Annotated in this window: 25 protein-coding genes; 14 read left to right on the top strand and 11 right to left on the bottom strand. The window is 34.4% G+C overall.

Going from position 1 to position 25696, the window contains the following annotated elements; all coding sequences use genetic code 11:
• The first annotated feature begins 68 nt into the window (after nucleotides 1-68).
• Nucleotides 69-1187 carry a hypothetical protein gene (locus K6119_RS01185; RefSeq protein WP_221834386.1) on the top strand — a complete coding sequence of 373 codons (1119 nt, stop codon included), beginning with the start codon at nucleotides 69-71 and terminating at the stop codon, nucleotides 1185-1187.
• On the opposite strand, the gene K6119_RS01180 is transcribed toward K6119_RS01185, so the two are convergent.
• Nucleotides 1184-2503 carry a hypothetical protein gene (locus K6119_RS01180; protein WP_221834387.1) on the bottom strand — a complete coding sequence of 440 codons (1320 nt, stop codon included), beginning with the start codon at nucleotides 2501-2503 and terminating at the stop codon, nucleotides 1184-1186. The genes K6119_RS01185 and K6119_RS01180 overlap by 4 nt on opposite strands.
• A gap of 68 nt (nucleotides 2504-2571) precedes the next feature.
• On the opposite strand from K6119_RS01180, the gene K6119_RS01175 reads away from it, so the two are divergent.
• The 10 genes from K6119_RS01175 (at nucleotide 2572) to arsS (ending at nucleotide 13360) form a co-directional block, all read left to right on the top strand.
• The gene (locus tag K6119_RS01175; protein ID WP_221834388.1) at nucleotides 2572-3549 is read left to right on the top strand and encodes a CPBP family intramembrane glutamic endopeptidase; all 978 of its coding nucleotides are present in this window, start codon (nucleotides 2572-2574) and stop codon (nucleotides 3547-3549) included.
• Between the two features lie 79 nt (nucleotides 3550-3628).
• On the top strand, nucleotides 3629-4015 hold the full coding sequence (apaG, locus tag K6119_RS01170) for a Co2+/Mg2+ efflux protein ApaG (RefSeq protein ID WP_221834389.1): 387 nt from the start codon (nucleotides 3629-3631) through the stop codon (nucleotides 4013-4015).
• 97 nt (nucleotides 4016-4112) lie between these two features.
• A complete protein-coding gene (gene pruA, locus K6119_RS01165; RefSeq protein ID WP_221834390.1) occupies nucleotides 4113-5738 on the top strand; it encodes an L-glutamate gamma-semialdehyde dehydrogenase in 1626 nt (541 codons plus the stop codon).
• Between the two features lie 112 nt (nucleotides 5739-5850).
• Nucleotides 5851-6681 carry a 1-acyl-sn-glycerol-3-phosphate acyltransferase gene (locus K6119_RS01160; protein WP_221834391.1) on the top strand — a complete coding sequence of 277 codons (831 nt, stop codon included), beginning with the start codon at nucleotides 5851-5853 and terminating at the stop codon, nucleotides 6679-6681.
• On the top strand, nucleotides 6682-7614 hold the full coding sequence (locus K6119_RS01155) for a GNAT family N-acetyltransferase (RefSeq protein WP_221834392.1): 933 nt from the start codon (nucleotides 6682-6684) through the stop codon (nucleotides 7612-7614).
• Between the two features lie 97 nt (nucleotides 7615-7711).
• Nucleotides 7712-8782 (top strand): hypothetical protein, encoded by a 1071-nt coding sequence (locus K6119_RS01150; RefSeq protein ID WP_221834393.1) that lies wholly within the window; start codon nucleotides 7712-7714, stop codon nucleotides 8780-8782.
• Nucleotides 8783-8886: 104 nt separating this feature from the next.
• Nucleotides 8887-9366: a hypothetical protein gene (locus tag K6119_RS01145; RefSeq protein ID WP_221834394.1), complete on the top strand. Its 480-nt coding sequence runs from the start codon at nucleotides 8887-8889 to the stop codon at nucleotides 9364-9366.
• A 69-nt stretch (nucleotides 9367-9435) separates the two neighbouring features.
• Nucleotides 9436-11841, top strand: a complete 2406-nt coding sequence (locus tag K6119_RS01140; protein WP_237828070.1) for a TonB-dependent receptor plug domain-containing protein — start codon at nucleotides 9436-9438, stop codon at nucleotides 11839-11841.
• Between the two features lie 126 nt (nucleotides 11842-11967).
• On the top strand, nucleotides 11968-12303 hold the full coding sequence (locus tag K6119_RS01135; protein WP_221834395.1) for an arsenosugar biosynthesis-associated peroxidase-like protein: 336 nt from the start codon (nucleotides 11968-11970) through the stop codon (nucleotides 12301-12303).
• Nucleotide 12304: 1 nt separating this feature from the next.
• Nucleotides 12305-13360 (top strand): arsenosugar biosynthesis radical SAM (seleno)protein ArsS, encoded by a 1056-nt coding sequence (gene arsS, locus K6119_RS01130; protein WP_221834396.1) that lies wholly within the window; start codon nucleotides 12305-12307, stop codon nucleotides 13358-13360.
• A gap of 4 nt (nucleotides 13361-13364) precedes the next feature.
• Here the strand turns inward: arsS and K6119_RS01125 are convergent, their stop codons facing one another.
• Both K6119_RS01125 and K6119_RS01120 read right to left on the bottom strand, forming a co-directional pair.
• Nucleotides 13365-14042 carry an LOG family protein gene (locus K6119_RS01125; RefSeq protein WP_221834397.1) on the bottom strand — a complete coding sequence of 226 codons (678 nt, stop codon included), beginning with the start codon at nucleotides 14040-14042 and terminating at the stop codon, nucleotides 13365-13367.
• 105 nt (nucleotides 14043-14147) lie between these two features.
• Entirely contained in the window at nucleotides 14148-15050 is a 903-nt protein-coding gene (locus K6119_RS01120) for a histone deacetylase family protein (protein WP_221834398.1), read from the bottom strand.
• 74 nt (nucleotides 15051-15124) lie between these two features.
• Between K6119_RS01120 and K6119_RS01115 the strand changes: the two genes are divergently transcribed.
• Nucleotides 15125-15979 carry a hypothetical protein gene (locus tag K6119_RS01115; RefSeq protein ID WP_221834399.1) on the top strand — a complete coding sequence of 285 codons (855 nt, stop codon included), beginning with the start codon at nucleotides 15125-15127 and terminating at the stop codon, nucleotides 15977-15979.
• A gap of 71 nt (nucleotides 15980-16050) precedes the next feature.
• Here the strand turns inward: K6119_RS01115 and K6119_RS01110 are convergent, their stop codons facing one another.
• The 4 genes from K6119_RS01110 to rpsF all read right to left on the bottom strand — a co-directional run bounded on the left by K6119_RS01110 (nucleotide 16051) and on the right by rpsF (nucleotide 20807).
• Nucleotides 16051-19527 (bottom strand): GAF domain-containing protein, encoded by a 3477-nt coding sequence (locus tag K6119_RS01110; protein WP_221834400.1) that lies wholly within the window; start codon nucleotides 19525-19527, stop codon nucleotides 16051-16053.
• 135 nt (nucleotides 19528-19662) lie between these two features.
• Nucleotides 19663-20109 (bottom strand): 50S ribosomal protein L9, encoded by a 447-nt coding sequence (rplI, locus tag K6119_RS01105; RefSeq protein ID WP_221834401.1) that lies wholly within the window; start codon nucleotides 20107-20109, stop codon nucleotides 19663-19665.
• Between the two features lie 46 nt (nucleotides 20110-20155).
• A complete protein-coding gene (gene rpsR, locus K6119_RS01100) occupies nucleotides 20156-20419 on the bottom strand; it encodes a 30S ribosomal protein S18 (protein ID WP_221834402.1) in 264 nt (87 codons plus the stop codon).
• Between the two features lie 25 nt (nucleotides 20420-20444).
• On the bottom strand, nucleotides 20445-20807 hold the full coding sequence (gene rpsF / locus K6119_RS01095) for a 30S ribosomal protein S6 (protein WP_221834403.1): 363 nt from the start codon (nucleotides 20805-20807) through the stop codon (nucleotides 20445-20447).
• Nucleotides 20808-21054: 247 nt separating this feature from the next.
• On the opposite strand from rpsF, the gene dnaX reads away from it, so the two are divergent.
• Complete coding sequence (dnaX, locus tag K6119_RS01090; protein WP_221834404.1) at nucleotides 21055-22176, top strand: DNA polymerase III subunit gamma/tau; 1122 nt, start codon at nucleotides 21055-21057, stop codon at nucleotides 22174-22176.
• 110 nt (nucleotides 22177-22286) lie between these two features.
• Nucleotides 22287-22799, top strand: a complete 513-nt coding sequence (locus K6119_RS01085) for a hypothetical protein (RefSeq protein WP_221834405.1) — start codon at nucleotides 22287-22289, stop codon at nucleotides 22797-22799.
• Here K6119_RS01085 and yajC read toward each other — a convergent pair.
• From yajC to K6119_RS01065, 4 genes are read right to left on the bottom strand one after another with little or no spacing between them, the layout of a single operon-like run.
• The gene (gene yajC, locus K6119_RS01080) at nucleotides 22796-23125 is read right to left on the bottom strand and encodes a preprotein translocase subunit YajC (RefSeq protein WP_221834406.1); all 330 of its coding nucleotides are present in this window, start codon (nucleotides 23123-23125) and stop codon (nucleotides 22796-22798) included. The two genes, K6119_RS01085 and yajC, sit on opposite strands and share 4 nt — an antisense overlap.
• A gap of 24 nt (nucleotides 23126-23149) precedes the next feature.
• Nucleotides 23150-23578 carry a DUF1573 domain-containing protein gene (locus K6119_RS01075; RefSeq protein ID WP_221834407.1) on the bottom strand — a complete coding sequence of 143 codons (429 nt, stop codon included), beginning with the start codon at nucleotides 23576-23578 and terminating at the stop codon, nucleotides 23150-23152.
• Nucleotides 23579-23583: 5 nt separating this feature from the next.
• Entirely contained in the window at nucleotides 23584-24537 is a 954-nt protein-coding gene (gene nusB, locus K6119_RS01070) for a transcription antitermination factor NusB (RefSeq protein WP_221834408.1), read from the bottom strand.
• Nucleotides 24538-24541: 4 nt separating this feature from the next.
• Nucleotides 24542-25639, bottom strand: coding sequence for a Glu/Leu/Phe/Val dehydrogenase dimerization domain-containing protein (locus K6119_RS01065; protein WP_221834409.1), 1098 nt, complete (start codon nucleotides 25637-25639; stop codon nucleotides 24542-24544).
• Between the last annotated feature and the right edge of the window lie 57 nt (nucleotides 25640-25696).

Genomic DNA, 25696 nt, shown 5'->3' with positions numbered 1-25696 from the left:
TGAGTTAGGCGTAAAAAGGATGTAACTTTGTATTGTTACTTTTAAACTGATACTCGTTATTCAGGCAAATGAGACAACTCTTAACAGTCATATTATTCATTCCGGCTTTTGTTTTTGCAAATCAAAAGGATAAAAAAGAACCGGTAGATTCTGTTTTAATTCAAGCAGAGGACAGCATAAGTATTGTATTAAACAAACTTAGGGCATCAAAGGATGATGGCGAACGTGATTTCTATAACATTGAGCTTAAAAATCAACTGGAAAAAATATTGGAACATCCGGGAGTTATGGATTATCCTTTTGACAAGTTAAGTTCAATGTCTACAATTAAATCTCCTGATGGTGCATTTAGAATATTTAACTGGAATGTTGAAGATCAGGAATTGAATCATTCACACTACTGCTATGTTGTAAAACCAACATTTGGAAGCAAACCAAATAAAGTTTATGAGCTTAAAGAAGATAAGATCACTTTAGGACCAAGACCTGGAAATGTATTAACTACAAATACTTGGTATGGTGCATTGTATTACAAAATAATCCCTGTTCAAAGAGGAAACAAAACTTACTACACCATTATTGGATTTAGTGGAGAAGACCGTGCTACTAATCAAAAAATGATTGATGTCTTTTACTTTAAAGGTAGAAGTTTGAGAATGGGTTATCCATTGTTTCAAGAAGGAAAAGATTCTAAACAATTAGTAAGACGTGTATTTTTTCAATATTCAGAGAAGGCAGTAATCTCTGTAAATCAAAATGATAAATTGGGTGGAATTGTATTTGATCATTTGGTTCCTGAAAAAGAGAATCTGGCAGATTTATATGATTTCTATATTCCTGACATGACGTATGATGCCTATAGATGGGATGGTGAGATTTGGAGATATATTGAAGATGTTGTGGCTTATAATGACAGCTACAGAAGATACAGAACTTGGCGGCCTACTGCAGATGGTGATAGCAGCACCTATGCCTTAGATAACAATTTTTGGATCAACCCAATAGATGCTGAAAGTCCAATTGATAATGGAGGTGATGTACCTATTGCCCCAGTTGAGGACATGACAGACGAAAAAGCACAAAAGAAAAAAGAAAGAAAAGAGAAAAAGAATAAAGGTTCGCGAAAAAAATTCAAAGAATGGTTCAAGCGTAAACCTAAAAACCGTTCGGCTATTCGCAACGATTAATTGAGTTTTTCCCGATAAACGTATTTTTTCTGAATTGATTCAAAAGGTCGGTAAATATAAAATACCTGATCATCTATTATCTGGATTCTATCAACATATTTGAAGAACAATTTAAATGACTTATTCACTTGTCCTGTGTATTTGTCTATCTCACTTAAATAGGTATATCCGCTTTTTTGAAACATAGCATATACTTTACCGTTTGTCTTGTCTTTTAGTAATGGTTGCTCCCATCCAGATTTTCTAGATTGTAGATGATATGTTATCCTGGTACTATCTACAAAACCTTCATTAGGAGTATACTTGAACATTTTATTTTTATAATGATCAAAAACCAAAATACTATCACCATCTATCTTAAACAAAGGAGCATATAACGGTTCATAATAAACTGAATTGGTAAATACTGTGGCGCCAACCCAAATCTCTTTATCTATACCTGTTTCAATTTGTTTTTGATGTGCCCAAAGTTTTGTTCTTACATCCACATATTTGAATTCTGATCGGTATAACTCCATCATAAGCGTGTCTTCAATTTGCAACATCACCTTATATGTTGAATCTTTTAGGTTAAATTCAAAATAATCAAAAGCAGGATATAAATCAGAGTAATTTGAAAAGTAGATGTTATCCCCTATTGTATCAATAATTGGGGCTATATATTTAAAATAATAATCTCTGTTTTCAAGATAGGTTCTAATGTCATTCTCAATTACTTTTATTAAATAAATCCTTTCTTCATTTATCAGATGAACATTACCTCTGTAATCTTTACTCAATTCTACTGCTTCACCAACAACGTATTGCTTATCTATTTCATTAAATTCATCATCTAGTAATCTCAGAATTGCCCCTTTTGATAGAGTTTTTTCATAAGTAAGTAGGATCATTCTTCCATCTGGCATAAACTCATAATCTTCTACTGAATATTCTTGTGTGCCAAACAATGTATCAGGTACAGTTGGTCTCACAGTAAAGATTTCCTGTAATCTATCCGGCATTACAATTTTAATGTACAATGAATCATTGTTTTTAAGCGCTCTTTTATGTGACCTTTTTCCAATAAACTCAGCATAAGGGTCAAATTGAACACTTTCAAACTTTAAGGTGTCATATTCATTAAGATCTAATTGAATGCTGAACTTACCATCAACTTTTGTTTTGAATTTTTTAGATGGATTGTTCTTAAAGTAGTAACGAACTGCAACTCCAGGATCGCCTTCAACGTCAACTACATCACCATAAATAGTGATTTTTTGAGCATTAGTCAATGAAGCCAATGAAATAATCAGAAAAAGTAATAAGTGCTTTAGCATAGTGTGTCTTTCTAATTTGATGCTAATACCAAAAACATTCCACAAAATTTAATTTACTTTGACCCTTCATGAGAACCTTTGTATTTTATATTCTGGACTTCCTGAAAGAAGAATTTAGCAACAACAAAACTGCGGTTAAAAAACACGCAATAATAGCTATTTTTCTTGCCATTGCATTAACTTTTAACTATTCCTATAGTAATGGTGAGCACAATACTTTTTATGATGCAATGGTTCATGTGGACTATAAATCATTTACTGCTTATCTCCTTATAATTTTATTCTACGGTTTTTCTTTTTTTTCTGCTGTTTCTATTATTTCAACAATCGAGAAAGACAAGACTCTTTGGAATAAAAACTATTTAATTTTTGCATTGATAGGCATTGCCTTTTTATCACTGGACAGCAGCTATATTTTCATGCACATTTCCAATGAGTTTTTTGGAAGCAATATCCCACCACTTAACAATTGGATTAATGCATGTTTGAGTAATCTATCCAGTACATTCACTATAATTATTCCATTATACATTTTATACTTTGTTTCACCACATTTTAAACCTGAATTCCTAGGATTTAAGTTAAATGGCGCCAAGATCAAACCTTACTTGTGGTTGATATTATTGATGATTCCATTAATAATTGCTGCATCTTTTTTACCAGACTTTTTGGACCATTACCCAACCTATAAAGACAGACATGAATATGATTTTATTGCTCTATCTCAATGGCAAACCACTTTGATTTATGAATTTTGTTATGGTTTTGATTTTATCTCTGTAGAACTTTTTTTCAGGGGATTTTTAGTGGTTGCGTTAACCAAAATTGTTGGAAGAAAAGCCATTTTACCAATGGTAGTTATTTATTGCTTTTTACATTTCGGAAAACCAATGGGTGAAGCAATAAGTTCAATTTTTGGTGGTTACATTTTAGGAATTTTGGCTTATAAGTCCAGAAACATATTTGGAGGACTAATTGTTCATCTTGGAGTAGCTTGGGGTATGGAATTGATGGCATATTTGCAACAAGCAGCAAACCATTCTTAGTTTTCAAACGTTTTTATTGTTGAAAGCTTTTAAAAAATTTAATGGCTTAAATAAATAATAAAATTGTATATTTATTTCGGTGGCAACAGCAGTAACATATGGCGTTAAAATAAGCGTTGAAAGTATTTATAGAAAAGATCTTTCCAATGCTGAGAATGGATTATTTTTCTTTAACTATCGAATAGTTATTGAAAATACAAACGATTTTGATATTCAATTAAAATCTAGATACTGGTTCATTTTTGACAGTCTAAATCCTGCACGCGAAGTTAAAGGAGATGGAGTTGTTGGTGAACAACCAATTTTATCCCCTGGTAGAAAGCATGTTTATGTGTCAGGTTGCGATTTACATTCAGAAATAGGATACATGAGAGGTTATTATATGTTTGAAAAAACAGAAACTAAAGAAACCTTCAGAGTAGCAGTTCCTAAGTTTGATCTTATTACAGTTCCTAAACTTAACTAATTCCTTTATTTATAGCAATCTTATATTGTGTGACAACTGTCACCTCTCATTGCTGATTTTTTGATTATTTTTGGGGGTCAAATTAAAAAGTAATCAAATGCCTAACGCTATTTATAATGTACCATATCCGGTTAACGAACCGGTAAGAAGCTATGCTCCAAACAGCGCAGAGAAAGAATCTTTATTAGAAACTTACAAAGCAATGAGAAACAAAACTGTTGATGTACCAATGTACATTGGCGGTAAAGAAGTGAGAACTGATAATAAAAAGAAAATTAGTCCTCCTCATGATCATCAGCACGTATTGGGACATTTTAGTTATGGTGAAGGTAAACATGTTGAACAAGCTATAGATGCTGCATTAGCGGCAAGAAAAGAATGGGCAGCACTTCCTTGGGAACAAAGAGCAGCTATCTTTTTAAAAGCGGCTGATCTATTAGAGGGTCCTTATAGAGATAGAATGAATGCAGCTACTATGTTGTGTCAATCTAAAAATGCATTCCAGGCTGAAATTGATGCAGCTTGTGAACTTATTGACTTTTTCAGATTTAACGTTGCATACATGCAACAAATCTATACAGATCAACCTGAATCAAATCCGGGAATGTGGAATAGATTAGAATATAGAGGTCTTGAAGGATTTGTATTTGCAATTACTCCTTTCAACTTTACTTCAATTTGTGCAAACTTATGTGCAGCTCCGGCCATGATGGGGAATGTTGTAGTTTGGAAACCGGCAGAAACTCAAGTTTATTCGGCACAAATTATCATGGAACTTTTTAAAGAAGCTGGTGTTCCGGATGGTGTAATTAATATGATTACTGTTGACGGACCTACTGCTGGTGATGTTGTATTTAAACACCCTGATTTTGCCGGTTTACACTTTACTGGTTCAACTGGTGTTTTCAGACATTTATGGAAAGAAATTGGTGACAATATCGCTAACTATAAAACCTACCCTAGAATTGTTGGTGAAACAGGAGGAAAAGACTTTATTGTTGCTCACAAATCTTCAAACGCTAAACAAGTAGCTACTGCTATTTCAAGAGGGGCTTTTGAATTCCAGGGTCAAAAATGTTCAGCTGCTTCACGCGCTTATTTGCCATCAAACATTGCAGATGAAGTTTTGGAAGCAGTTGTAGAAGATGTAAAATCATTCAAAATTGGAAGTCCTAAAGAATTTGGAAATTTCATTAATGCTGTCATTGACGAAAAAGCATTTGACAAAATTGCAGGGTACATTGATTATGTAAAAGGTCAAAGTGATGCTGAAATTTTGGTAGGTGGAACTTATGATAAATCTGAAGGATACTTTATTCATCCTACTGTAGTTAAAACCACTAATCCGAAATTCAAAACTATGTGTGAAGAGATTTTCGGACCGGTTATGACAGTTTATGTTTACGACGCAGAAAAATGGGAAGAAACACTTCATTTGGTTGACGAAACTTCAGAGTACGCATTGACCGGAGCTATTTTTGGAACTGATAGATATGCTATTAACCAAGCTTCAGTTATTCTTGAAAATGCTGCGGGTAACTTCTATATCAATGATAAACCAACAGGGGCTGTGGTAGGACAACAACCTTTTGGAGGTTCAAGAGGATCCGGAACTAATGATAAAGCAGGATCATACTTGAACTTAATTAGATGGTGTTCTCCAAGAACAATTAAGGAAACTTTCGTTCCAGCAACAGATTACAGATATCCGTTTTTAGGATAATTTTAATAATAAATAATATTCACCTCAATTAGTGAAAAACAAATCGTGGTGAACAAAGATAAGTTGAGACTGAATTTATATTTTTGAATTCAGTCTTTTCTTTTAAACCAATATGTCTGACGAAAAAAAAGAAGATAAATTCATTGATGTCGAGCATTTGATTGGAAGTAAAAATCCAAAAGCCCTAAAGTGGACACCTAAATTTCTAATCAATTACTTAAAACGTAAAATTCATCAGGATGATGTGAATTCATTTATTTTGGATCACAAAGGAGTAAATGGATACGAATTTTCTGTTGATGTAATTAATAAGTTCAAAGTAAAAGTTGAAGTTGAAGGTTTAGAAAATCTTCCAAAAGAAGGAGGTGTAATTGTAACATTAAACCACCCTCTTGGAGGAATGGATGCCATGGCTTTAATCACTGAAGTTTATCCCTATCGAAAGGATTTTAAGTTTGTTGTGAACGATTTGTTAATGCATTTAGAAAACTTAAGGGATTTGTTTGTGGGTGTTAATAAACACGGAACAAATACAAAAGAAGCACTTGAAGATGTTGATAAGCTTTACGCTTCAGATCAGATGGTTTTCGTTTTTCCGGCAGGTCTTGTGAGTAGAAAGAAAAAAGGTATCGTTAAGGATTTAGAATGGAAAAAAACATTCGTTACCAGGGCAAGAAAGTACCAAAAAGATGTAATTCCCGTTCATATTGATGGTGAATTAACCAAGTTTTTTTATCGCCTTTCTAATTTCAGAAGCAAAATAGGGGTAAAAGCAAATATTGAAATGTTATATTTGGTAGACGAATTGTTTAAACAGGAAAACAAAACAATTACCTTGAGATTTGGCGAACCCATACCCTACACTACTTTTGACAAATCAAAAAAAGATATTGAATGGGCTCAATGGGTGAAATCAAAGGTTTATAATTTGAAAAAAGATTAAATGCCCAATAAAAATCTAGACTATATCATCCCTCCTGTAGATGTCTCAATCCTAAAAAAGGAGCTGAATCAGGATAGATTGGTTCGCAAAACCAATAAAGGAGACAATCTCGTTTATATTGTTAATCACCATAACTCTCCTAATGTTATGAGAGAAATTGGTAGATTAAGAGAATTGACTTTTACTATGGCAGGAGGTGGAACTGGCGAGCCCCTTGATATTGATGAAAAAGATACTGCTGAATTGTGTTACGAACAATTAATAGTATGGGATCCGGAGGATGAAGTAATCACAGGTGGATATAGATTTTTTGACTGTGCAAAATCTATTAGCCCGGATCAGCATGAATTATCCACTTCTCATTACTTTAATTTTTCAGAGAAATTTATCAAAGAATACCTGCCTCATTCAATTGAACTAGGTCGTTCTTGGGTACATCCTGAATATCAACCAACAAAAAACCCTAGAAAAGGATTATTTGCATTGGATAATTTGTGGGATGGATTAGGTGCTATTGTGCACAATTATCCTAAAATGAAGTACTTTTTTGGCAAAGTCACCATGTATACTAGTTACAATGATGAAGCTAAAAGGGCTGTTTTAGGATTCATGAAACATTATTTTCCAGATAAAGAAAAATTGGTTTGGCCAAAGAATGCTATTTATACTGATGTTGAACAACATGAAATAAACCAATTGGTAGCAGGTTTGGATTTCAAAGAGGGAATTAAAGTTTTGCAAAAATACTGCAGAGAAAGAGAAGAAAATGTTCCGCCTTTGATTAATGTATATATGCAACTTTCTCCTACTATGAAATCTTTCGGAACAGCAGAAAATATGGACTTTGGAGGAGTTGAAGAAACAGGAATCCTCATCACTGTTGATGATATTTATGAATCTAAAAAAGAACGTCACCTTCAAGGGCTTGAATAATGCGTTCAACTAATCTTTTGTTTAAAGGGCTTATTTCGTTGATTCAATGGAAGCCATCATTGAGTATTAATTCGTACTTTTGTCCCAAATTATGCGCATGTTTAGAAAAACTACTGCCTTTTTATTATTGTTAGCTGCCGCTTTCACTAATTCATGTGAAACAGATTTTAGCCTTAACGGTGAGTATGAAGTAAACCCGGTTGTATTTGGTTTATTAGATCATACAGCTGATTTTCATACGTTCAAAATCACTAAAGCATTTTTAGGTGATGATGATAATCTTGTTTATGCTCAAAATCCTGACTCATCTTACTTTAGTCAAATTGACGCCAAGGTAATTGAGTATAAAAATAGTTCACCAACAGGCAGAGAATGGACTTTGTTTGATACCATTATGACAAATAAAGATACAAGTGGTTTATTCTACGGACCTGAACAAAAAGTTTATGCATTTAGTGAAAGTGATTTAGATTCAACTGCAGAGTATGAATTAATTGTTGACATTGAAGGAGGTAAATATCAAGTAACGGGTAGAACTGCGTTGATTGACAATTTTGGTTTAAGTGGTTTTAACGTAGTTCCAAGTGCATATAAAATTGACTTTGCTCCTAATACTGTAGACGAAGATTCTGATTACAATGATTGGAAAATCAAAGTGAATGAAGGAATGTATGCAAAAAGATACAACTATAAATATACTTTCACCTGGACAGAGACTTATGCAGATATGAGTACACAAACTTTTAGTGCTACCAGAAACAACGGTGACCAATATCAGTCTATCAATCCAGAAACGCCATCTGTTCAATACAATGTGTTTTCAGGATTAGATTTTTATCAATGGGTAGCTTCTGTTGTTCCTGATGATTCAGATGTAATTAAACGTCAAATGAATAGTTTGGATATTACAGTTTCAGTAGCGCATCAAGAACTAGATCAGTACATGTCTGTAGGTGAACCGGTATCCGGAATTGCACAGGTACAGCCTGAATTTACGAACTTAACAGGTGGAAGAGGTTTATTTTCTGCCAGAGTAGTAAAAAAGGTAAACGGTTTCCTATTGAATTCTTCTTCAATGAAAGAACTTTGTACTGGCCTGTATACAGGAGGTAAATTGTTTTGTTCAGACTATATTGAACACGCTGGAGAAAACTTCTATTGTCCGTAAATCACCTTAGCTTCATTTGCTAAATACATGCTCAATTGGATTTAAGCAGAAAATATAGCAAGCAAATAGTTTTAATAATGGTTAGCGCCATTGTTAGTTTAATTGTGGGCTATTTTCTTTGGTTAAATCATCAAAAAAGCGTCGTAAAACATGAGGTAAAATCGCTTATTAAAGAAAAGGCATCTGATGATGAGCTAACTTTGCTTGAATTCACCGCAGAAGAATTATTGAGAGAAGTAAAGTTTGAACACGCCAAAGAATTTGAATACAAGGGTCAGATGTATGACATTGTAAAGGTATCGTACAAAGACAATAAAATCCAATATTATTGCTGGAAAGATCATAAGGAAAATGATCTGAACAAAAAAATGGAATCATTAATTGCCTCCTTTTGGGGTGAAGATCCTATCAAACAAAATCAAAAAACTCAATTAATGCGATTTGCTCGCAATTTGATTCAGCATAATCACACCAATTACAAATTTCTTTCAAAACAATCAGAGATAGCAAACATACACTATCTACTTATTGGCTATTCTGATCCGGATTTAGCCCTTATAGATCCTCCTCCAAGATTTAGTTAAACACTCTAAACATTAGCTGTCATTTTAAAATGACAAAGTAGTTCACACGTTTAACTAAAAATAAAATACATGAAGAAATTAGTCGTCTTCTGTACATTAATGCTGTGCTATCAATTTGGATTTGGGCAAGTGTTAACTATCAGAGACCAGGAAACTACAGAACCGTTAGAATTGGTTTCCTTAATAAGTTATAAACCCAGTATTGTAGAACAAACCAATGCAAGAGGTCAAGTTGACATTTCTGCCTTTGAAGGTGCAGAACGCATTGAAATAGTTCTTCTGGGATACAAAAAAGAAGTAAAAAGTTATGAAGAGTTGGCCAATTCAACGCTGGAATTGTCCTTAATCCCTCTTGCCTTTTCTACTGATGCTGTTGTGGTATCTGCTTCAAAGTGGAGTCAAAATTTAAAGGATATCCCTAACAAAATTGTGACCATAAATCCAATTGATGTCAGTATAAAAAATCCACAAACTACTGCTGATCTACTGGCTAGTACAGGTCAGGTTTTTGTTCAAAAAAGTCAATTAGGTGGAGGAAGTCCAATGATAAGGGGATTTGCTACCAACCGCTTACTTTATGTGGTAGATGGAATAAGAATGAATACAGCCATATTCAGAGGAGGAAACATTCAAAACGTTATTTCCATTGATCCGTTTGCATTGGAAAGATCAGAGATCTTATTTGGACCCGGATCTGTAATATATGGAAGTGATGCAATTGGAGCCGTAATGAGTTTTCAAACACTTATTCCTGAATTATCATTAACTGATGATCCATTGGTAAACGGAAAAGCACTTATGCGTTATTCATCCGCAAGTAATGAAAAAACGGGACATTTTGATATCAACGTAGGTTGGAAAAAATGGGCATTATTGACCAACTTTTCAGCCAATGATTTTGGAGATGTTAAAATGGGATCATACGGACCAGATGAATATTTACGTCCATTTTATGTGAAACGTCAAGACAGCATGGATGTGATTGTTACAAATGATGATCCACGTGTACAAAGTCCTTCAGGGTATCAACAGATGAATTTCATGCAAAAAGTGAGATTTAAACCCAACCGTAAATGGACTTTTGATTATGGATTCCATTATTCAGAGACCTCTGACTATGCCAGATACGACAGACACATCCGCTACAAAAATGGTTTACCAAGATATGGTGAATGGAATTATGGACCACAGAAATGGATGATGAATCTTTTGAGTATTGTACATCAAGGAAATAATCCCGTGTATGATAAAATGGACATCCGTATCGCTCAACAATCCTTTGAAGAGAGTAGAATTAGTAGGGATTTCAATGATCCAATGAGAGAACGCAGAGTGGAGAATGTATACGCTTTTTCTGCCAATGCAGATTTTAACAAAGCAATTGGAAAAAATAATCAATTGTTTTATGGAGTTGAATACGTTCAAAATGAAGTTGTTTCAAGAGGTGTAAATGAAGATATCTCTACAGGAATTAAAACTCCAGGTGCTAGTAGATATCCTCAAGCAATGTGGTATTCAATGGGAGCATATATTTCTGATCAGCATAAAATCAATGGTAAGTTCACATTGAATGGAGGAATCAGATACAATCAATACATCATTGAAGCTGAATTTGACACTAACTTCTACCCTTTTCCTTATACTAGTGCGAGCTTGAATAATGGAGCTTTAACAGGAAATTTGGGATTAATTTACAGACCTACCGAAAAGTGGAAGATTAATTTGAATCTTTCTACCGGATTTAGATCTCCAAATGTTGATGACATGGGAAAAGTGTTTGATTCTGAACCGGGAACAGTCGTTGTTCCAAATCCTGATTTAAAGGCTGAATATGCTTATAATGCTGAAATTGGCGTAAGTAAAACTTTTGGTGATTTTCTGCAGATAGATGTTACCGGATTTTACACTGTACTTCAAAATGCATTGGTTCGCAGAGACTTTACACTAAACGGAATGGACAGCATAATGTATGATGGGGAATTAAGTAAAGTTGAAGCTATTCAAAATGCTGCTGTGGCTACAGTTTATGGTGTAAATGCTTCGGTAATTTTAGAAACTAAAAGAGGTTTTGGACTTACATCCCATTTTAACTGGCAAATGGGTGAAGAAGAATTAGATGACGGAAGTGTTAGTCCTTCAAGACATGCTGCGCCTTGGTTCGGAATTACATCTTTGAATTACACTTATAAAAAGTTGATGGTTCAGTTTTATGCGCAATATAGCGGAGAAAAAACATATGAACAATTACCAATTTCAGAGCAGGCCAAAGATTACATCTACGCAATTGATGCTAATGGCAATCCTTATTCGCCTGCATGGTACACAGTTAACTTTAAAGCAAATTATCAGTTCACAGAAAATCTTACCGTAAGTTCTGGTATTGAAAATATTACAGATCAAAGGTATAGACCATATAGTTCGGGAATTGTTTCACCCGGCAGAAACTTCATCTTATCACTAAAGGTGAAATTCTAACAAATTGATACTGTGTCCTCATTTAATAGTGAGGACACAGTTTTTTAATCACGTTCTATTATTTCCAGAGATACTTTGTAAGTTTACATCTTGCAAATTGTCTAACAAATCACACTTTATAAGAATATGGAAAAAACCTATTATAACCCGGATGACCTTAAGAAATTTGGTAAGATTGCCGAATTTGAGCAAAATTTAGCTGATAAATTTTTCAGTTGGTATGATGAAGTTTTTAAAGAAGGAGCTTTAACAGCCAGAGAAAAATCTTTAATAGCATTAGCTGTAGCACATGCTGTTCAATGTCCATATTGCATTGATGCTTATACATCCTCTTCATTAGCTAAAGGATGTAGTGAAGCACAAATGATGGAAGCTGTTCATGTGGCCGGTGCCATAAGAGGTGGAGCCTCTTTGGTACACGGAGTTCAAATGATGAATAAAGCGAAAAAATTATCCATGTAATATGTCTAAATCACTCAAAGCCTTAGGACATCAACTTGCAGATGTAAATGAACAGTTAGAGATTTTGAACGGTGGGCAATTTCAAAACGGTGAGTTGCCAACCTTCAAAGAAAAGCTGGAAAACATTGGAATGTATCCATTAAAGCCTTCCGGTATTGATATTTTTCAAATCAATTTAGGGTACATGTGCAATCAAACGTGCAAGCATTGTCATGTTGATGCAGGTCCTGATCGCAAAGAGATAATGACAAAAGAAACCATGCAGCAATGCCTGGATATCATTTCTGAACATCAATTTCATACTGTTGATTTAACAGGTGGAGCACCCGAAATGAATCCTGATTTCCGTTGGTTTGTTTCATCACTCAAGCAAGCCGGCGTAAAGGAGATCATAGTACGTTGCAATCTAACTATCATCTTAGCCAATAAGAAATACCACGACTTACCTGATTTTTTTGCAGAAAACAACGTAAGAGTCGTTAGTTCACTTCCTTATTACGAAGCTGGAAAAACTGATAGACAAAGAGGTTCAGGAGTATTTGATAAATCTATCAAGGCTTTGCAAATGCTCAATGAAGTTGGGTATGGAAAAACAGATTCTGAATTAATTCTTGATCTCGTGTATAATCCTGCAGGAGCTTTTTTACCCGGAGAACAAGCTGCCCTAGAACATGATTTCAAAACAAGATTAAAAGCTGATTTTGGAATTGATTTTAGTGGATTATTATGCATTACTAATCTACCAATCAGCCGCTTTTTAGAATATTTAATTCGTTCTGAAAATTATGAAGAGTACATGGAGCAATTGGTACAAGCTTTTAACCCCGCAGCAGTTGATGGTATCATGTGCAGAAATACTATAAGTATTGATTGGCAAGGATATATGTATGACTGTGATTTTAATCAAATGCTTAAGATCAAAACAGAAGCAAAATCAGGACAACACATTTCTGAATTCAATTTGGAAAAACTGAATAACAGAAATATAATTGTCAGTCAACATTGTTTTGGATGTACCGCTGGAGCTGGTTCAAGCTGCCAGGGAGCAACCGTATAGAAAATTAAAAGTTCGGACGTAATTTGTGTTCCTTGTAGAAGTCTTTAATAATTTGAACAGCTTCTTTAGGATCATCTGTCATACGCAAGAAAGACATGTCTTCAGGTGAAATATTATTCTCCTGTCCTAGCATTGTATTTTTTACCCATTCTACCATTCCGCTCCAATATTTGGTTCCGAACAATACAACCGGTCTTTTCTCTATTTTCTCTGTTTGCATTAAAGTGATGGCTTCAAATAATTCATCTAATGTTCCAAAACCTCCTGGAAATGCAACAAATCCCTGTGAATATTTAACAAACATTACCTTACGAACAAAGAAATAATCAAAATCAACCGGGTGATTCACAAAGTCATTACAAGATTGTTCAAATGGTAATACAATATTTAAACCTACTGATACACCTTCATTATCATCTGCACCCTTATTTCCTGCTTCCATAATTCCAGGTCCTCCTCCGGTAATAACTCCATATCCTGATTCTACCAAAAGTTTCGAGCATTCAACCGCTTGTTGATAATAAGGATTATCTACCTGAGTTCTAGCAGATCCAAATACAGAAACACATGGTCCGATTGCAGCCATTTTCTCATATCCTTCAACGAATTCGGCCATAATCTTAAATATCGCCCAACTGTCATTCGTTTTTATCTCGTTCCAATCTTTGTGTTCGCTTGTCATATTATTAAGTGAGTTTTTTCTATTAATTCAAAAGTTTCGCATTTTTTTTGCGGCTTGCAATATAGGTATTTTTAGCTGATCAGCTTTTAAAAAAAAGTTAAGAGATCAAGTAAAAATATGACTCGCCACTCTAAATGTATTTGCATGGGCATCAATTATATCACCAATCTGGACAGAGTAACCTCCACCCATTGCGGCAACCACTGGAATTTCATGGGATTTACAAAGCTTAAAGACAAACTCATCCCGCATTTTACAACCTAGCTTACTTACGCCTAATCTGCCTAGTTTGTCTGTTGCTAAAATATCAACTCCACTCAAATAGAAAATAACATCAGGCTTTACAGCTTCCACTACCGGAGGCAATTCTTTATAAAGTATTTCTAGATACTCATCATCCCCTATCCCATCTCTTAAAGGAACATCTTTATCCGACCGTTCTTTCCGCAGTGGATAGTTATGTTCACCATGCATGCTGAAAGTAAATACTCTTGGTTCTTCTTTAAAAATATGGGCTGTTCCATTGCCCTGATGAACGTCCAAATCCACAATTAATATTTGATTGGCATCTCCCCTGTACAACAATTCATTTGACGCAATTGCAAAGTCATTAAACAAGCAAAAACCTTCGCCTCGGTCTGCATATGAATGGTGTGTTCCACCGGCAATATTTAATGCCACTCCATCTTTTTTCGCATGATAAAAAGCTTCTAATGACCCGGCAGCAATAACTTTTGCTCTTTCTACCAACAACTCATGAAAAGGAAACCCCATTGTTCGAATTTCTTGTCTACTTAAATTACCAGTTTTAAGCTTTTCCCAAAACGCTAATGAATGTGTTCTCAAAATTTGTTCTTCTGAGATGGGAGTTGGTTCAAAAAAATTTTCTTCAGTTAATGTTCCTTCATAAAGCAATTGCTGTGGCAACAAATCATACTTTTCCATTGGAAACCTGTGCTCCGGCGGAAGTTTAGTATATCTGTATATTGGACAGTATGCGACTTTCATGCGTTTATTAGAAACAAAAACCAAAGCTATTTGTTTTGTACTTAATTTGCGATCTGAATTGCTATTTTTATCAAATGAAAAATATTTTAGTTATTTCCGTTTTCAGCCTAATATGCTTTAATACACAGGCACAATTTGACATTGACCCCGGTAAAATCATTGATAAAATGTTTGGAACGCCTGTTGAATCAGACAGACCCGGACAAGCTATGAATCCAAATACTGCGGGTATTTTGACACTGCAATTACAAACCGGATTTAACTACACATCTTTCAATGCAGATAAAATCTATCAATTCAAAAACTATGGGGTTCCTACACAAATTAGACTTGGAATAACTAAGAAAATTGAGTTAAACACTAGTTTTTCATACAATTATTCAAGACACATGTCAAGTAGTTTTGACACTACTTTTTCAGGATTTCCAAGTCCAAATTTGGGAATTAGATACAATCCTTATGATGGAGATAGATGGAAGCCATATTTAGGATTTCAAGCTAATCTTTCATTTCTTTCTCACAAAGGAGATTACAGGCAACAAAACTTTGGAAGCTCTTTTTATGTGATGACCAGTAATCGTTTTGAAGTAGTTTCTTTTAATACTAATCTTGGTGTAGTTTTTCAAGGGAATGATCTAATGCAACCGGCCTTTCCATGGGTATTGAACTTCGGATTTAAGATAGGTAAAAAATGGAACACTTTTATTGAAGGATTTGGAGATTTTAGTAATCTGGATTTGAATGCTGATGCAGGATTTTCATATACTCCAATCAACGATCTTCAGATAGATCTTTTTGGTGGATGGCTAGGTGATAACTTTGCAGATCCATATTGGTTTATAGAAGGAGGAATCACCTATAAGATAAGCTTCATGAAAATGATTGCCAAAAAGAAAGCGAAAGGATTCCTGGACCAAATGAAGAATTAAAACTTAACCCCTTTTCCCTTCGACTTATCTTCACAAAAGTTCGCTCAGGGTAAACTGCTTCATGGGTGTTATTAAAATTTAACACCCATTACGCAAATGTCGTCTAACTGATCGTAATCGCGTTTCCAATCTTCCAGCTCTTGTTTGAATGCGTCCTCTTGCGTATTTACAGGTAAACTGCTAATTCGCAATATCAATTCTTGAAAACGTCTTTGTGAGTACTTTTTAACTCTATCTCCACCAAATTGATCAGGGAATCCATCTGAAGACAAATAAACTGCATCTCCATCTTCAATTTCAATTTCGTGAGTTACATATTTAGCGTTATCAAATTCACTGGCACTTACACCTGATTTCTCACCTTTTATTACCTGAATTGAGCTATCGTGAATTATGTACAAATTGCTGTTGGCTCCTGAAAATGATAAAATCCTATCCTCAGGATCATAAACGCAGACTGCTAAATCCATTCCATCCTCCACTTCACTTCCATCTTCCTGTTCATCTGATGAGAATGCCACGCGTAATCCTGCTCTTAAGAATGTTAAAATCATTGATGGATCATCCACTTCTTTCTCGTTTACTGCCTGATCCAGTATGTTTTTACCGATAATTGACATCAAAGCACCCGGAACACCGTGTCCAGTACAATCAACCACGGCAAAGAAGTATTTTCCTAAATTTCTCTCAACCCAATAAAAATCACCTGAAATAATATCTCTTGGTCGATAAAAAACAAAACTCTGAGGGAACATTTGTTTTATGAATGAATCAGGAGGTAAAATACCTCTTTGGATACGTTTGGCATAGTTAATACTTGCCATTATATCTTTATTCTTTTGCGCTAATTCTCTGGTTCGTTCTTGCACTTTATGCTCCAAAGTATTTAACAGCTCCATATTGCTCAATGCTGCTGCACAATATGCAGATAATGTTTTAACCATTGCCAGGTGATACTTAGTATATGCATTTAATTTGAAACTTTGAACTGTAAAAACTCCAAAAATTCTTCCATCCGCAATCATTGGATAAAAAATAATGGAATTTGGCATATCCCCTCCACCCATTAATTTTAATTCAGAGAAATATTTATGGTATTCACTGAGGTTATCGTTCACCAAAATTTCCTTGCGATTGTCAATACACCAAACTGAATAATTATTTTTGTCTTCTATTGAAACAGTCATGGATTCAAAGCGTTCACCATTCTCAATCTCATATTTATACTCCAGCTCTCTGGTTTTTTCATGATAAAGTCTTAGACCAAAAATTGGAGCATCCATCATTTGAGCAACAGTAGCATAAAGCTTTTCAAATACATCTTCAAAATCAAGACTGGAAGCAATCTCCACTCCTATCTCACTCAACATTTTGATATTCTCAAAGTTGACCTGCAATTGCTCTTTTTGCTCTGTAACTTCTTTAGTACGCTCCTTTACCATGTCCTCCATATTTTCATAGAGTCTGGCATTTTCCATTCCAATTGCCACGTAGTTGGCTAATGTTCTAACCACTTCAAGCTCATTATCAGAGTACGCATTTTTAGCAAAAGATTGTACAGAGATAACTCCCATTGTTTTCCATTTAGAGATAAGCGGAATATAAATTACAGATTCAGGTTGTTCACCTTCTACCGGAACCGGACTTTGCCCTGTTATCTCTGCTATTTCCTCTTTGCTACCAACAATAAATTCAAGATTATCTTTATAACACTTGGCTGCAAGTCTTTCTACTGAAGAATTCAATGGATAAACAAATGACTTTAACTTTTTACCTCTTTCAATTGGTTCAGGGAAGTGCAATGAATTATCCGACTCTCTATAAATACCAATTCCCAGATTCTGAGCATCCATCAATTTGTTGACATTCTCATACATCTTTTCAATGATCTCATGAATAGACAAGGTGGATGTAATTTGTCTTCCAATTTCATTTAGAAGAATAGTTCGATCATGAGATTTTTGAAGCGCTACCTGAGCATTATGGATGTCTGTAATATCTGAACCAACTGACATATAACTGCGCAGTTTGTCAAATTCATAAATTGGTGAGACGTTGACAGAAATCCAATATACTTCACCTGTGTGGATGTTTTTACTCACCAACTCCATTGAGAATGGACGCCCGGTTTCAAACTTGGCCTTCATCTCATTTAAGCGGTACTTATTTTCATCTTCACCGTGATAAAATTCGGCAAAATACATCCCTTTTACCTCTGCCAGGGTTAAACCTGTCAATCTTTCAAATCCTTTGTTCACCCACTCAACTCGTAAGTTAGTGTCAAACAAAATAATGGAGTTATTAGTGTGGCTTGCTGCAAGCGTTAAAACTTGCATTTCTTTTTCCTTCTTTCTAATAAACCTGATTCTCAGAATTAGAAGGATTGTAATCACTACTACAAATGACAATACCGCTATAATGATATTTCTGCTTAACTGCTGATTTTCTAACTCTAGCTCATGATTAATCTGTTGTTCTTTTAACTGAGACAACTTACTTTGATTAATCATTTCTTCATAGTTTGTTTGGAACTTTCTGTTTTGTTCCATGAACTGAGAAGAAGACAATGAATCTTTTAATCGAGTATATTTAATTAAGGTGGTATAGGTTTTCTTATAATTCCCTAGTGAATCATATGCGTCAATTTGAACCTTATAGTTATCTAGTTTTTCTTTCAGTAACGAATTGTGTTCTGCTATTTCTAAACCTGTATTTGCATTTTCAAGAGCAACAATATAATCTCCTTTAAGGATTTGAGTTTCGGCTAATTCAGCATAGGCGTAAGATTCAAAACGAGGTAATTTATCTCTATGAAAAATGGAAATAGCTTCCTTTAATATTTCTATTGACCCTTTGTAATCACCTGTTCTTCTTAAATAAGAAGCTGAAGAAATCCTTACAGCTGGAGCAATATATTCTAACCTGTCCGAAATAAACAAGGTATAGGTCATTGAATAATAATCCATGGCTGCTTTTCGGTCGCCACAATCCATATATACATCTGCAGTGTAAGCGTAAAGTTCAGCCAGGTCACTATAGTTCTCTAAATCTTCTGTGATTAGGATGGCTTTTTTATTGAAAGAAATAGCTTGATCACAATCCCCCATTGAATACATCAAGAACCCATAATCTTTATAAACATTTCTTTTGAGTTCTTTATCAGCAGTTTCTTCAGCTAAACTTACAGCTCGTCCTAAGTGATGCTTAGCTTCAAAATAATCAAGATAGTAGTAAGTATAAATACGTCCTAAGGTTAATGAAGCATTGAGGATTCCCGTATTGTATTTGATGTCTTCTGACATAGCCAAAGAGCGCTCAGCATAATGTAATCCTTCAACAAAGTTCTCTTTGGTTTTAAGACGAGCAATAGCGTTTAGGATATCAGCTTTCTCTTCTGAATCCTCAAGAGAAATCATCTGAGTGATTAAAGAATCAACCTTTTTCTGATTGTCAGAGTTTTGAGAATAGGCGGATGATGTCGCAAATAAAGCGAACGTAAATGCAAGTGTTACCTTAATAAAAAAGTTATAGAATAATCTTTTCTTCAATGGTGTTATTTCCTATTGCTTTAAAGTTAATAAAATAGGTAACACGAGATTTAATGTTTAGATCAATCCATAAAAAAACCCGCTCAATCCTCTATTTGGAGGTTAGAACGGGTTTTCAAATAAGTTGTGCGGATTTTACTCTGCGATCACTTCAAATTTAAATTCTTGAGATACTTCTTTGTGCAAGTTTGCAGTTGCATCATAAGTTCCCAATTCTTTAACAGGCTCAGTTAAAATTGTCAAAGATTTTCTATCAATTTCAATTCCTTCACCTTTTAAAGCTTCTGATAAAGCGATAGTTGTGATAGATCCGAAGATTTTATCGTTATCTCCAACCTTAGCTTTAACTTTCACAGTTAATCCATCAAGTTTGCTAGCGATTGCCTGAGCAGCTTCCTTGATTTGATTTTCTTTGTGCGACTTTTGTCTCATGTTTTCTGCGTGCATTTTTTTCGCAGAATCAGTAGCCAACACCGCATATCCTTGAGGAATCAAGAAGTTTCTTCCGTAACCAGCTTTAACTGTTACTACATCTCCTTCATATCCTAATTTATCAACGTTTTTCTTTAATATTATTTCCATGATTATGGATTATTAAACTGCCTTTACAGACAGAAAAGTTCTACAATTACTTCATTAAGTCAGCAACATAAGGTAAGATAGCTAAGTGTCTAGCTCTCTTTACTGCTTTGTTGACTTTTTTCTGATACTTTTGAGAAGTTCCAGTTACCCTTCTAGGGAGAATTTTTCCTTGCTCATTGATAAATTTCAACAAGAATTCAGGGTTTTTGTAATCTACGTATTTGATACCGCTTTTCTTGAAACGACAATATTTGTCTTTTTTAATTTCAATGTTTATCGGTGTTAAATATCTAATATCGTTTTGTGCCATTTTTTAAGACTTTTTCAATTAAACACTAAGCTTCCGCTTTTTCTTCTGTTTTGGCAGTATTAGTTCCTGCTTTTCTTGTTTTCTCAGCAAAAGCAACATGGTGCTTATCCATTCTGATAGACAAGAATCGCATAATACGCTCATCTCTTTTAAATTCGATCTCTAATTTTTTGATCAAAGTTCCGTCATTTTCGAACTCAACCAAGCTGTAAAAACCTGTAGATTTCTTTTGGATTTGATAAGCAAGCTTTTTCAAACCCCAGAATTCTTTGTGCTTAATTGTACCACCATTTTTAGTGATATAATCTTCGTACACTTTTACTGCTTCCTTTGCCTGCTCTTCAGACAAAACGGGAGTTAAAATGAAAACAGTTTCGTACCTATTCATTATAAATTGTTTTAAATTTGCTCCACCTATGCACCGTGCTATGGCGGATGCGGGGTGCAAAGATAAGCCTTTCTAATAAATTACAAAGCTTTTATTTCAATAAAAATGTGATCTTTCAAGTTTTAGAAGGCATTAATTCTTTGACAAATTCAAAATCTTTCAAAAAATCACCCCATTGTTAATAACTCAAAAGTCTCAAAAGGCCATTACGCCTTGAGGTTTATTATATTTGAACACATTTCTGATTATGGGAGAATTTGTAGTATCGGCGAGAAAATACAGACCACAAACTTTTGAATCAGTTGTTGGACAATCATCTATTACAACAACGCTTAAAAATGCTATTAAAAATGATCATTTAGCTCAGGCATTTTTATTTTTTGGTTCAAGAGGAGTTGGTAAAACAACTACAGCCAGAATTTTGGCTAAAACTTTAAATTGTTTCAATCTTAAAGAAGATATTGAACCATGCAATGAATGTGAGTCATGCAAATCTTTTAATGAAGGTCATTCATTTAACATTCTGGAACTAGATGCCGCTTCAAATAACTCGGTTGATGATATTAGAAACCTAATAGACCAGGTTAGAATAGCGCCTCAAGTTGGAAAATACAAGATTTTCATCATAGATGAGGTACACATGTTATCGTCATCTGCATTTAATGCATTTTTGAAGACATTAGAAGAGCCACCTCCTCATGCTGTTTTTATTCTTGCCACAACAGAAAAACACAAAATCCTGCCAACTATTTTATCTCGTTGTCAAATTTTTGACTTTCACAGAATTCAGGTTCAGGATATAGTTGATCACCTCAAGAGTATCGCACAAAAAGAAGGTATTACCGTTGATGATAAAGCTTTACACATTATTGCTCAAAAGGCAGATGGTGCATTAAGAGATGCCTTATCAATTTTTGATCAAATAGTATCTTTTAGCAATAATAATGTCTCTTACGAATCTGTTTTAACCAACCTTAATGTGTTGGATTATGATTACTATTTTAAAGTAACTGATCATGCTTTAGCAGGTGAAATTCCAGAGAATCTTTTGATATACAATGATATATTAAACAATGGTTTTGATGGCAGTCAATTCATTTTAGGTTTGGCAGAACACCTTAGAAATATTTTAGTAGCAAAAGATCCACGAACCATTGATATAATGGACGTTCCCGCAGATTTAAAAGAGCGTTATTTAAAACAATCTGAAAAATCTCCTCAAGATTTTATTTTGACCGCACTGGATTTAATGAGATCTTTAGAAGGACAATACAAAGCCAGTAAAAATAAAAGATTGCATGTTGAATTAGGTTTAATGAAATTCTGCAGCATCATGCATACTTTACAAAAAAAGGAGGTTTTATCATAGGTTTTGCAGAAATAGAAATCCTGCCTTTTAAAGGACAAAATGAGCCACAAGAGCTCAAAACAGTTGCTGCTGTTGAAGTTCAGGAAAAGGTTGTAACAGAAACTGTTACTATGTCTGCTATTGCCAAACCTGAAAGAAAAAAGCTTACACAACTAAGCGGCAAAAGCTTATCCAGCGGAAACATTGGAATCAAAACCATTTTAAATCCAAGGGTTAAAAGTGAGCACGAAGAGGCTATCGGCCTTAAAGAAATGAATGAGGAGTACACAGCTGAACAGTTGGAACACCTTTGGAAAAAATATGCGCTGGAGCAAAAAAGAAATAACAGAGACAGTCTTTATGCTACACTTACCAGCTCAGAAATGATTGTGGCATCTGACCATACCATCACACTGAAAATTCAAAACTCAGTACAAGCGAATGAATTGGACACAGAAAAAGTGGACCTCATTCAATACCTGAGAGTCCACTTAAAAAATACTAATATCAATTTGGTTTATGAAGTGAAAGAAAAATCAGTGGTGAATGTAATGGATAGTAAATCTAAGTTTGATAAACTAGCCGAGGAAAACACCTCACTTCACAAATTCAGAAAGCTTTTCAATTTAGATATTGAATACTAACGCTTAGCTTGTTGCAATTGTGCGTCAGGATTCAAATTCAATGAATTTTTCTCAATTCTCAATTTTCCAGATCCTTCTGTAGAAATCACAACTGTGTGTTCGTTGATCTCAACCACATTACCGTGAATTCCACCAGCAGTTACAACTTTATCTCCTACCGCTAAACTTTCTCTAAATTTTCTAGCTTCTTTACTCTTTTTAATTTGTGGTCTTAACATGAAAAAGTACATGATTAAGATAATAGCACCATACATTAATAATGTAGTAGCTCCTCCTGCTCCTTCTTGTCCTCCACCTTCTTGTAATAAGATTGTCAATAAATTCATTCTCTTTGTCTTGTAATTATTTGTTTATTCTTCCACTACTCCTTTTAAAGTCAATACAGACATACTAGGATTTGTATTGGCTTCTACTCTCACATTTTTTCTAACATTTCCAACTCTATCCTGTGAGTCGAAAACTACTTTAATCTCTCCTGTTCCACCCGGTTCAATTGGATTTTTAGGCCAATCTTCAGGAACAGTACATCCACAAGAACCTTTTACATTGATTAAAATCAAACTCTTGTCTCCTGTGTTTTTAAATTTATAGATATGCTTTACTTGTTCACCCTCTTTTACAGTTCCAAAATCATAATCCATTTCTTCAAATGAAATTTCTGTTGGATCATCTATAAACTCAGCATAATCAGTTCTTCTTTCTTCAGCATCAGCACCAGAATCAGTTGTGCAGGCTATAGCTAAAAACGGTGCTACGAATAATAATTTGATTGCATTCATAATAATTAATTTATTAGTCCTCTACCTGTTTTTATAAGTTTTCCTTCTTTATCTAATTTCTCTACAGCTTTGTCCAAAATTCCGTTTATAAAAACCTGACTTTTTGGTGTACTGTAATATTTAGAGATTTCGATATATTCATTCAAGGTTACCTTTTTAGGAATTGACGGCAATTCTGTCAATTCTGTCAAGGCCATTTTCAATAAAATCACATCCATCTTTGCAATTCTATCAAGTTCCCAGTTCTGCGTCAACTCATCAATAGTTTTGGTGTTTTCGTCATCTTTTTCAAGTGTTTTTCTCACCATAGCTTTAATGAATCCTTTTTCATCTTCTTCATCTTTATACAAAGGAAGAATAGCATTTACAGAGAAATCAGATGGTTCAATTGCTTTAATTGTTTTCAAAACCATTGAACAAATCAAATCGATATCATCCATCCAGTAAATACTCTCATTCTCAAAGAAATCGTGTAATAACTCAAAATTGGCAATTTCAGATTTGAATAAAGACAATGCAAACTGTCTGTCATCTTCATCATTCGTCTCTCTACTTTTCATGTAGTCGTTATAGAGATCAGAATCTTTTATCTGAACAAACATTTTTCGCATCAAATCATTTTTAACAGCTCCTCCCCAATTAATTTTCATGGTTTCAGAGTGTCTTTTCAATTCTGCATTTGATGCAAAATATCTGAAATATGGATTATCAACGAACTTTCTGTTTGGATCTAAATCTTCAGATGTTGGTTGGATTTTATTTTTCTTATCCTCAATGCGCGTTTCAGCAAATTGAACCATCTCTTCAAAGGTCAACAAGAAATAGATGTACAATTCGTACATTTTATCTATCGATCTAAAAAGTTCTTTTTCAACCTGCAAAGGATCTTTATCCTCTGTTTGAAAATAGGCATATAAGATCTGAAGTACCTTAATTCTAAGGTGTCGTCTGTTCAGCATTTTATTATAAAGGTAGTTTCACTTGTCCCATAGACTGAATACGTTCTTCAGCCATGGCATTAGCAATTTTGTAAGTAGGGATCCCCTCTTCAGAAGATCTGTATAATATATCTATAGTTCTGTTGTAAATCTCTTCAGCTTTGGTCATAGCCCAATCAGCAGATAATCCTTTTACCTCTGCATAGCAGTTGATAACTCCACCGGCATTCAACATGAAATCCGGCACATAAAGGATATCTCTATCTTTTACTGCCAATCCATGAACCGCTTCATCTCTTAATTGATTGTTAGCAGCTCCGGCAATGATAGAACATTTTAATTTTGATAAAGTATCATCATTTACAGTAGCTCCAAGTGCACATGGTGCATAAATGTCCATGTCAATTTCATAGATTTCATCTAAATCAACCACTTTAGCTCCATATTTTTGAGCAACAGCCTTTAATGTATCTTCATGAATGTCAGAAATAAATACTTCTGCACCTTCTTTAGTCAAATGAGCAACCAGGTATTCTCCAACATGTCCAACACCTTGTACAGCCACTTTTTTACCACTTAAACTATCAGATCCAAATCTTACTTTGGCAGCAGCTTTCATCCCCATATAAACACCATAAGCTGTTACCGGAGAAGGGTCTCCACTTTTACCAGGTAATCCAACAACATGATCTGTTTCCATGTTTACCCAGGTCATATCTTGAGGAGAAATTCCTACATCCTCTGCAGTAATGTATTTACCACCAAGGCTATTTACAAATTTCCCAAATCTTCTGAATAAAGCTTCACTTTTATCTTTTCTTGAATCTCCAATAATTACGGCTTTTCCACCTCCAAGATTCAATCCTGAAATTGAATTCTTATAGGTCATACCTCTTGACAATCTAAGAACGTCGTTTAAAGCTTCCAACTCATTGTTGTAAGCCCACATTCTAGTACCACCTAATGCTGGTCCTAGTGTTGTATTGTGTACTGCAATAATCGCTTTCAAACCTGTTGCATTGTCATTACAAAACAACAATTGCTCGTGATTGTACTGCGACATCCTTTCAATTACAGGATTGTCTACCAGTGCAGTATCTTTTATATTTTTCACTTCGAACATAAATGAGTGGAATTACATTATTATACTAATCTTTAATACTAACTTTGTCCCCTGTTT

Origin of the sequence: Paracrocinitomix mangrovi (assembly GCF_019740355.2) — a bacterium.
Taxonomy (GTDB): Bacteria; Bacteroidota; Bacteroidia; order Flavobacteriales_D; family Crocinitomicaceae; genus Paracrocinitomix; species Paracrocinitomix mangrovi.
Note: the sequence above shows the minus strand (reverse complement) of the source record. Positions and strands in the feature narration are given on the sequence as shown.

Excerpts from the sequence above, each read along its gene's own strand:
- K6119_RS01185 (WP_221834386.1), top strand. The coding sequence starts at position 69 with ATGAGACAACTCTTAACAGTCATATTATTCATTCCGGCTTTTGTTTTT.
- K6119_RS01180 (WP_221834387.1), bottom strand. The coding sequence starts at position 2,503 with ATGCTAAAGCACTTATTACTTTTTCTGATTATTTCATTGGCTTCATTG.
- K6119_RS01175 (WP_221834388.1), top strand. The coding sequence starts at position 2,572 with ATGAGAACCTTTGTATTTTATATTCTGGACTTCCTGAAAGAAGAATTT.
- pruA (WP_221834390.1), top strand. The coding sequence starts at position 4,113 with ATGCCTAACGCTATTTATAATGTACCATATCCGGTTAACGAACCGGTA.
- K6119_RS01160 (WP_221834391.1), top strand. The coding sequence starts at position 5,851 with ATGTCTGACGAAAAAAAAGAAGATAAATTCATTGATGTCGAGCATTTG.
- K6119_RS01155 (WP_221834392.1), top strand. The coding sequence starts at position 6,682 with ATGCCCAATAAAAATCTAGACTATATCATCCCTCCTGTAGATGTCTCA.
- K6119_RS01150 (WP_221834393.1), top strand. The coding sequence starts at position 7,712 with ATGTTTAGAAAAACTACTGCCTTTTTATTATTGTTAGCTGCCGCTTTC.
- K6119_RS01140 (WP_237828070.1), top strand. The coding sequence starts at position 9,436 with ATGAAGAAATTAGTCGTCTTCTGTACATTAATGCTGTGCTATCAATTT.
- K6119_RS01135 (WP_221834395.1), top strand. The coding sequence starts at position 11,968 with ATGGAAAAAACCTATTATAACCCGGATGACCTTAAGAAATTTGGTAAG.
- arsS (WP_221834396.1), top strand. The coding sequence starts at position 12,305 with ATGTCTAAATCACTCAAAGCCTTAGGACATCAACTTGCAGATGTAAAT.
- K6119_RS01125 (WP_221834397.1), bottom strand. The coding sequence starts at position 14,042 with ATGACAAGCGAACACAAAGATTGGAACGAGATAAAAACGAATGACAGT.
- K6119_RS01120 (WP_221834398.1), bottom strand. The coding sequence starts at position 15,050 with ATGAAAGTCGCATACTGTCCAATATACAGATATACTAAACTTCCGCCG.
- K6119_RS01115 (WP_221834399.1), top strand. The coding sequence starts at position 15,125 with ATGAAAAATATTTTAGTTATTTCCGTTTTCAGCCTAATATGCTTTAAT.
- rplI (WP_221834401.1), bottom strand. The coding sequence starts at position 20,109 with ATGGAAATAATATTAAAGAAAAACGTTGATAAATTAGGATATGAAGGA.
- rpsR (WP_221834402.1), bottom strand. The coding sequence starts at position 20,419 with ATGGCACAAAACGATATTAGATATTTAACACCGATAAACATTGAAATT.
- rpsF (WP_221834403.1), bottom strand. The coding sequence starts at position 20,807 with ATGAATAGGTACGAAACTGTTTTCATTTTAACTCCCGTTTTGTCTGAA.
- dnaX (WP_221834404.1), top strand. The coding sequence starts at position 21,055 with ATGGGAGAATTTGTAGTATCGGCGAGAAAATACAGACCACAAACTTTT.
- K6119_RS01085 (WP_221834405.1), top strand. The coding sequence starts at position 22,287 with ATGTCTGCTATTGCCAAACCTGAAAGAAAAAAGCTTACACAACTAAGC.
- yajC (WP_221834406.1), bottom strand. The coding sequence starts at position 23,125 with ATGAATTTATTGACAATCTTATTACAAGAAGGTGGAGGACAAGAAGGA.
- K6119_RS01075 (WP_221834407.1), bottom strand. The coding sequence starts at position 23,578 with ATGAATGCAATCAAATTATTATTCGTAGCACCGTTTTTAGCTATAGCC.
- nusB (WP_221834408.1), bottom strand. The coding sequence starts at position 24,537 with ATGCTGAACAGACGACACCTTAGAATTAAGGTACTTCAGATCTTATAT.
- K6119_RS01065 (WP_221834409.1), bottom strand. The coding sequence starts at position 25,639 with ATGTTCGAAGTGAAAAATATAAAAGATACTGCACTGGTAGACAATCCT.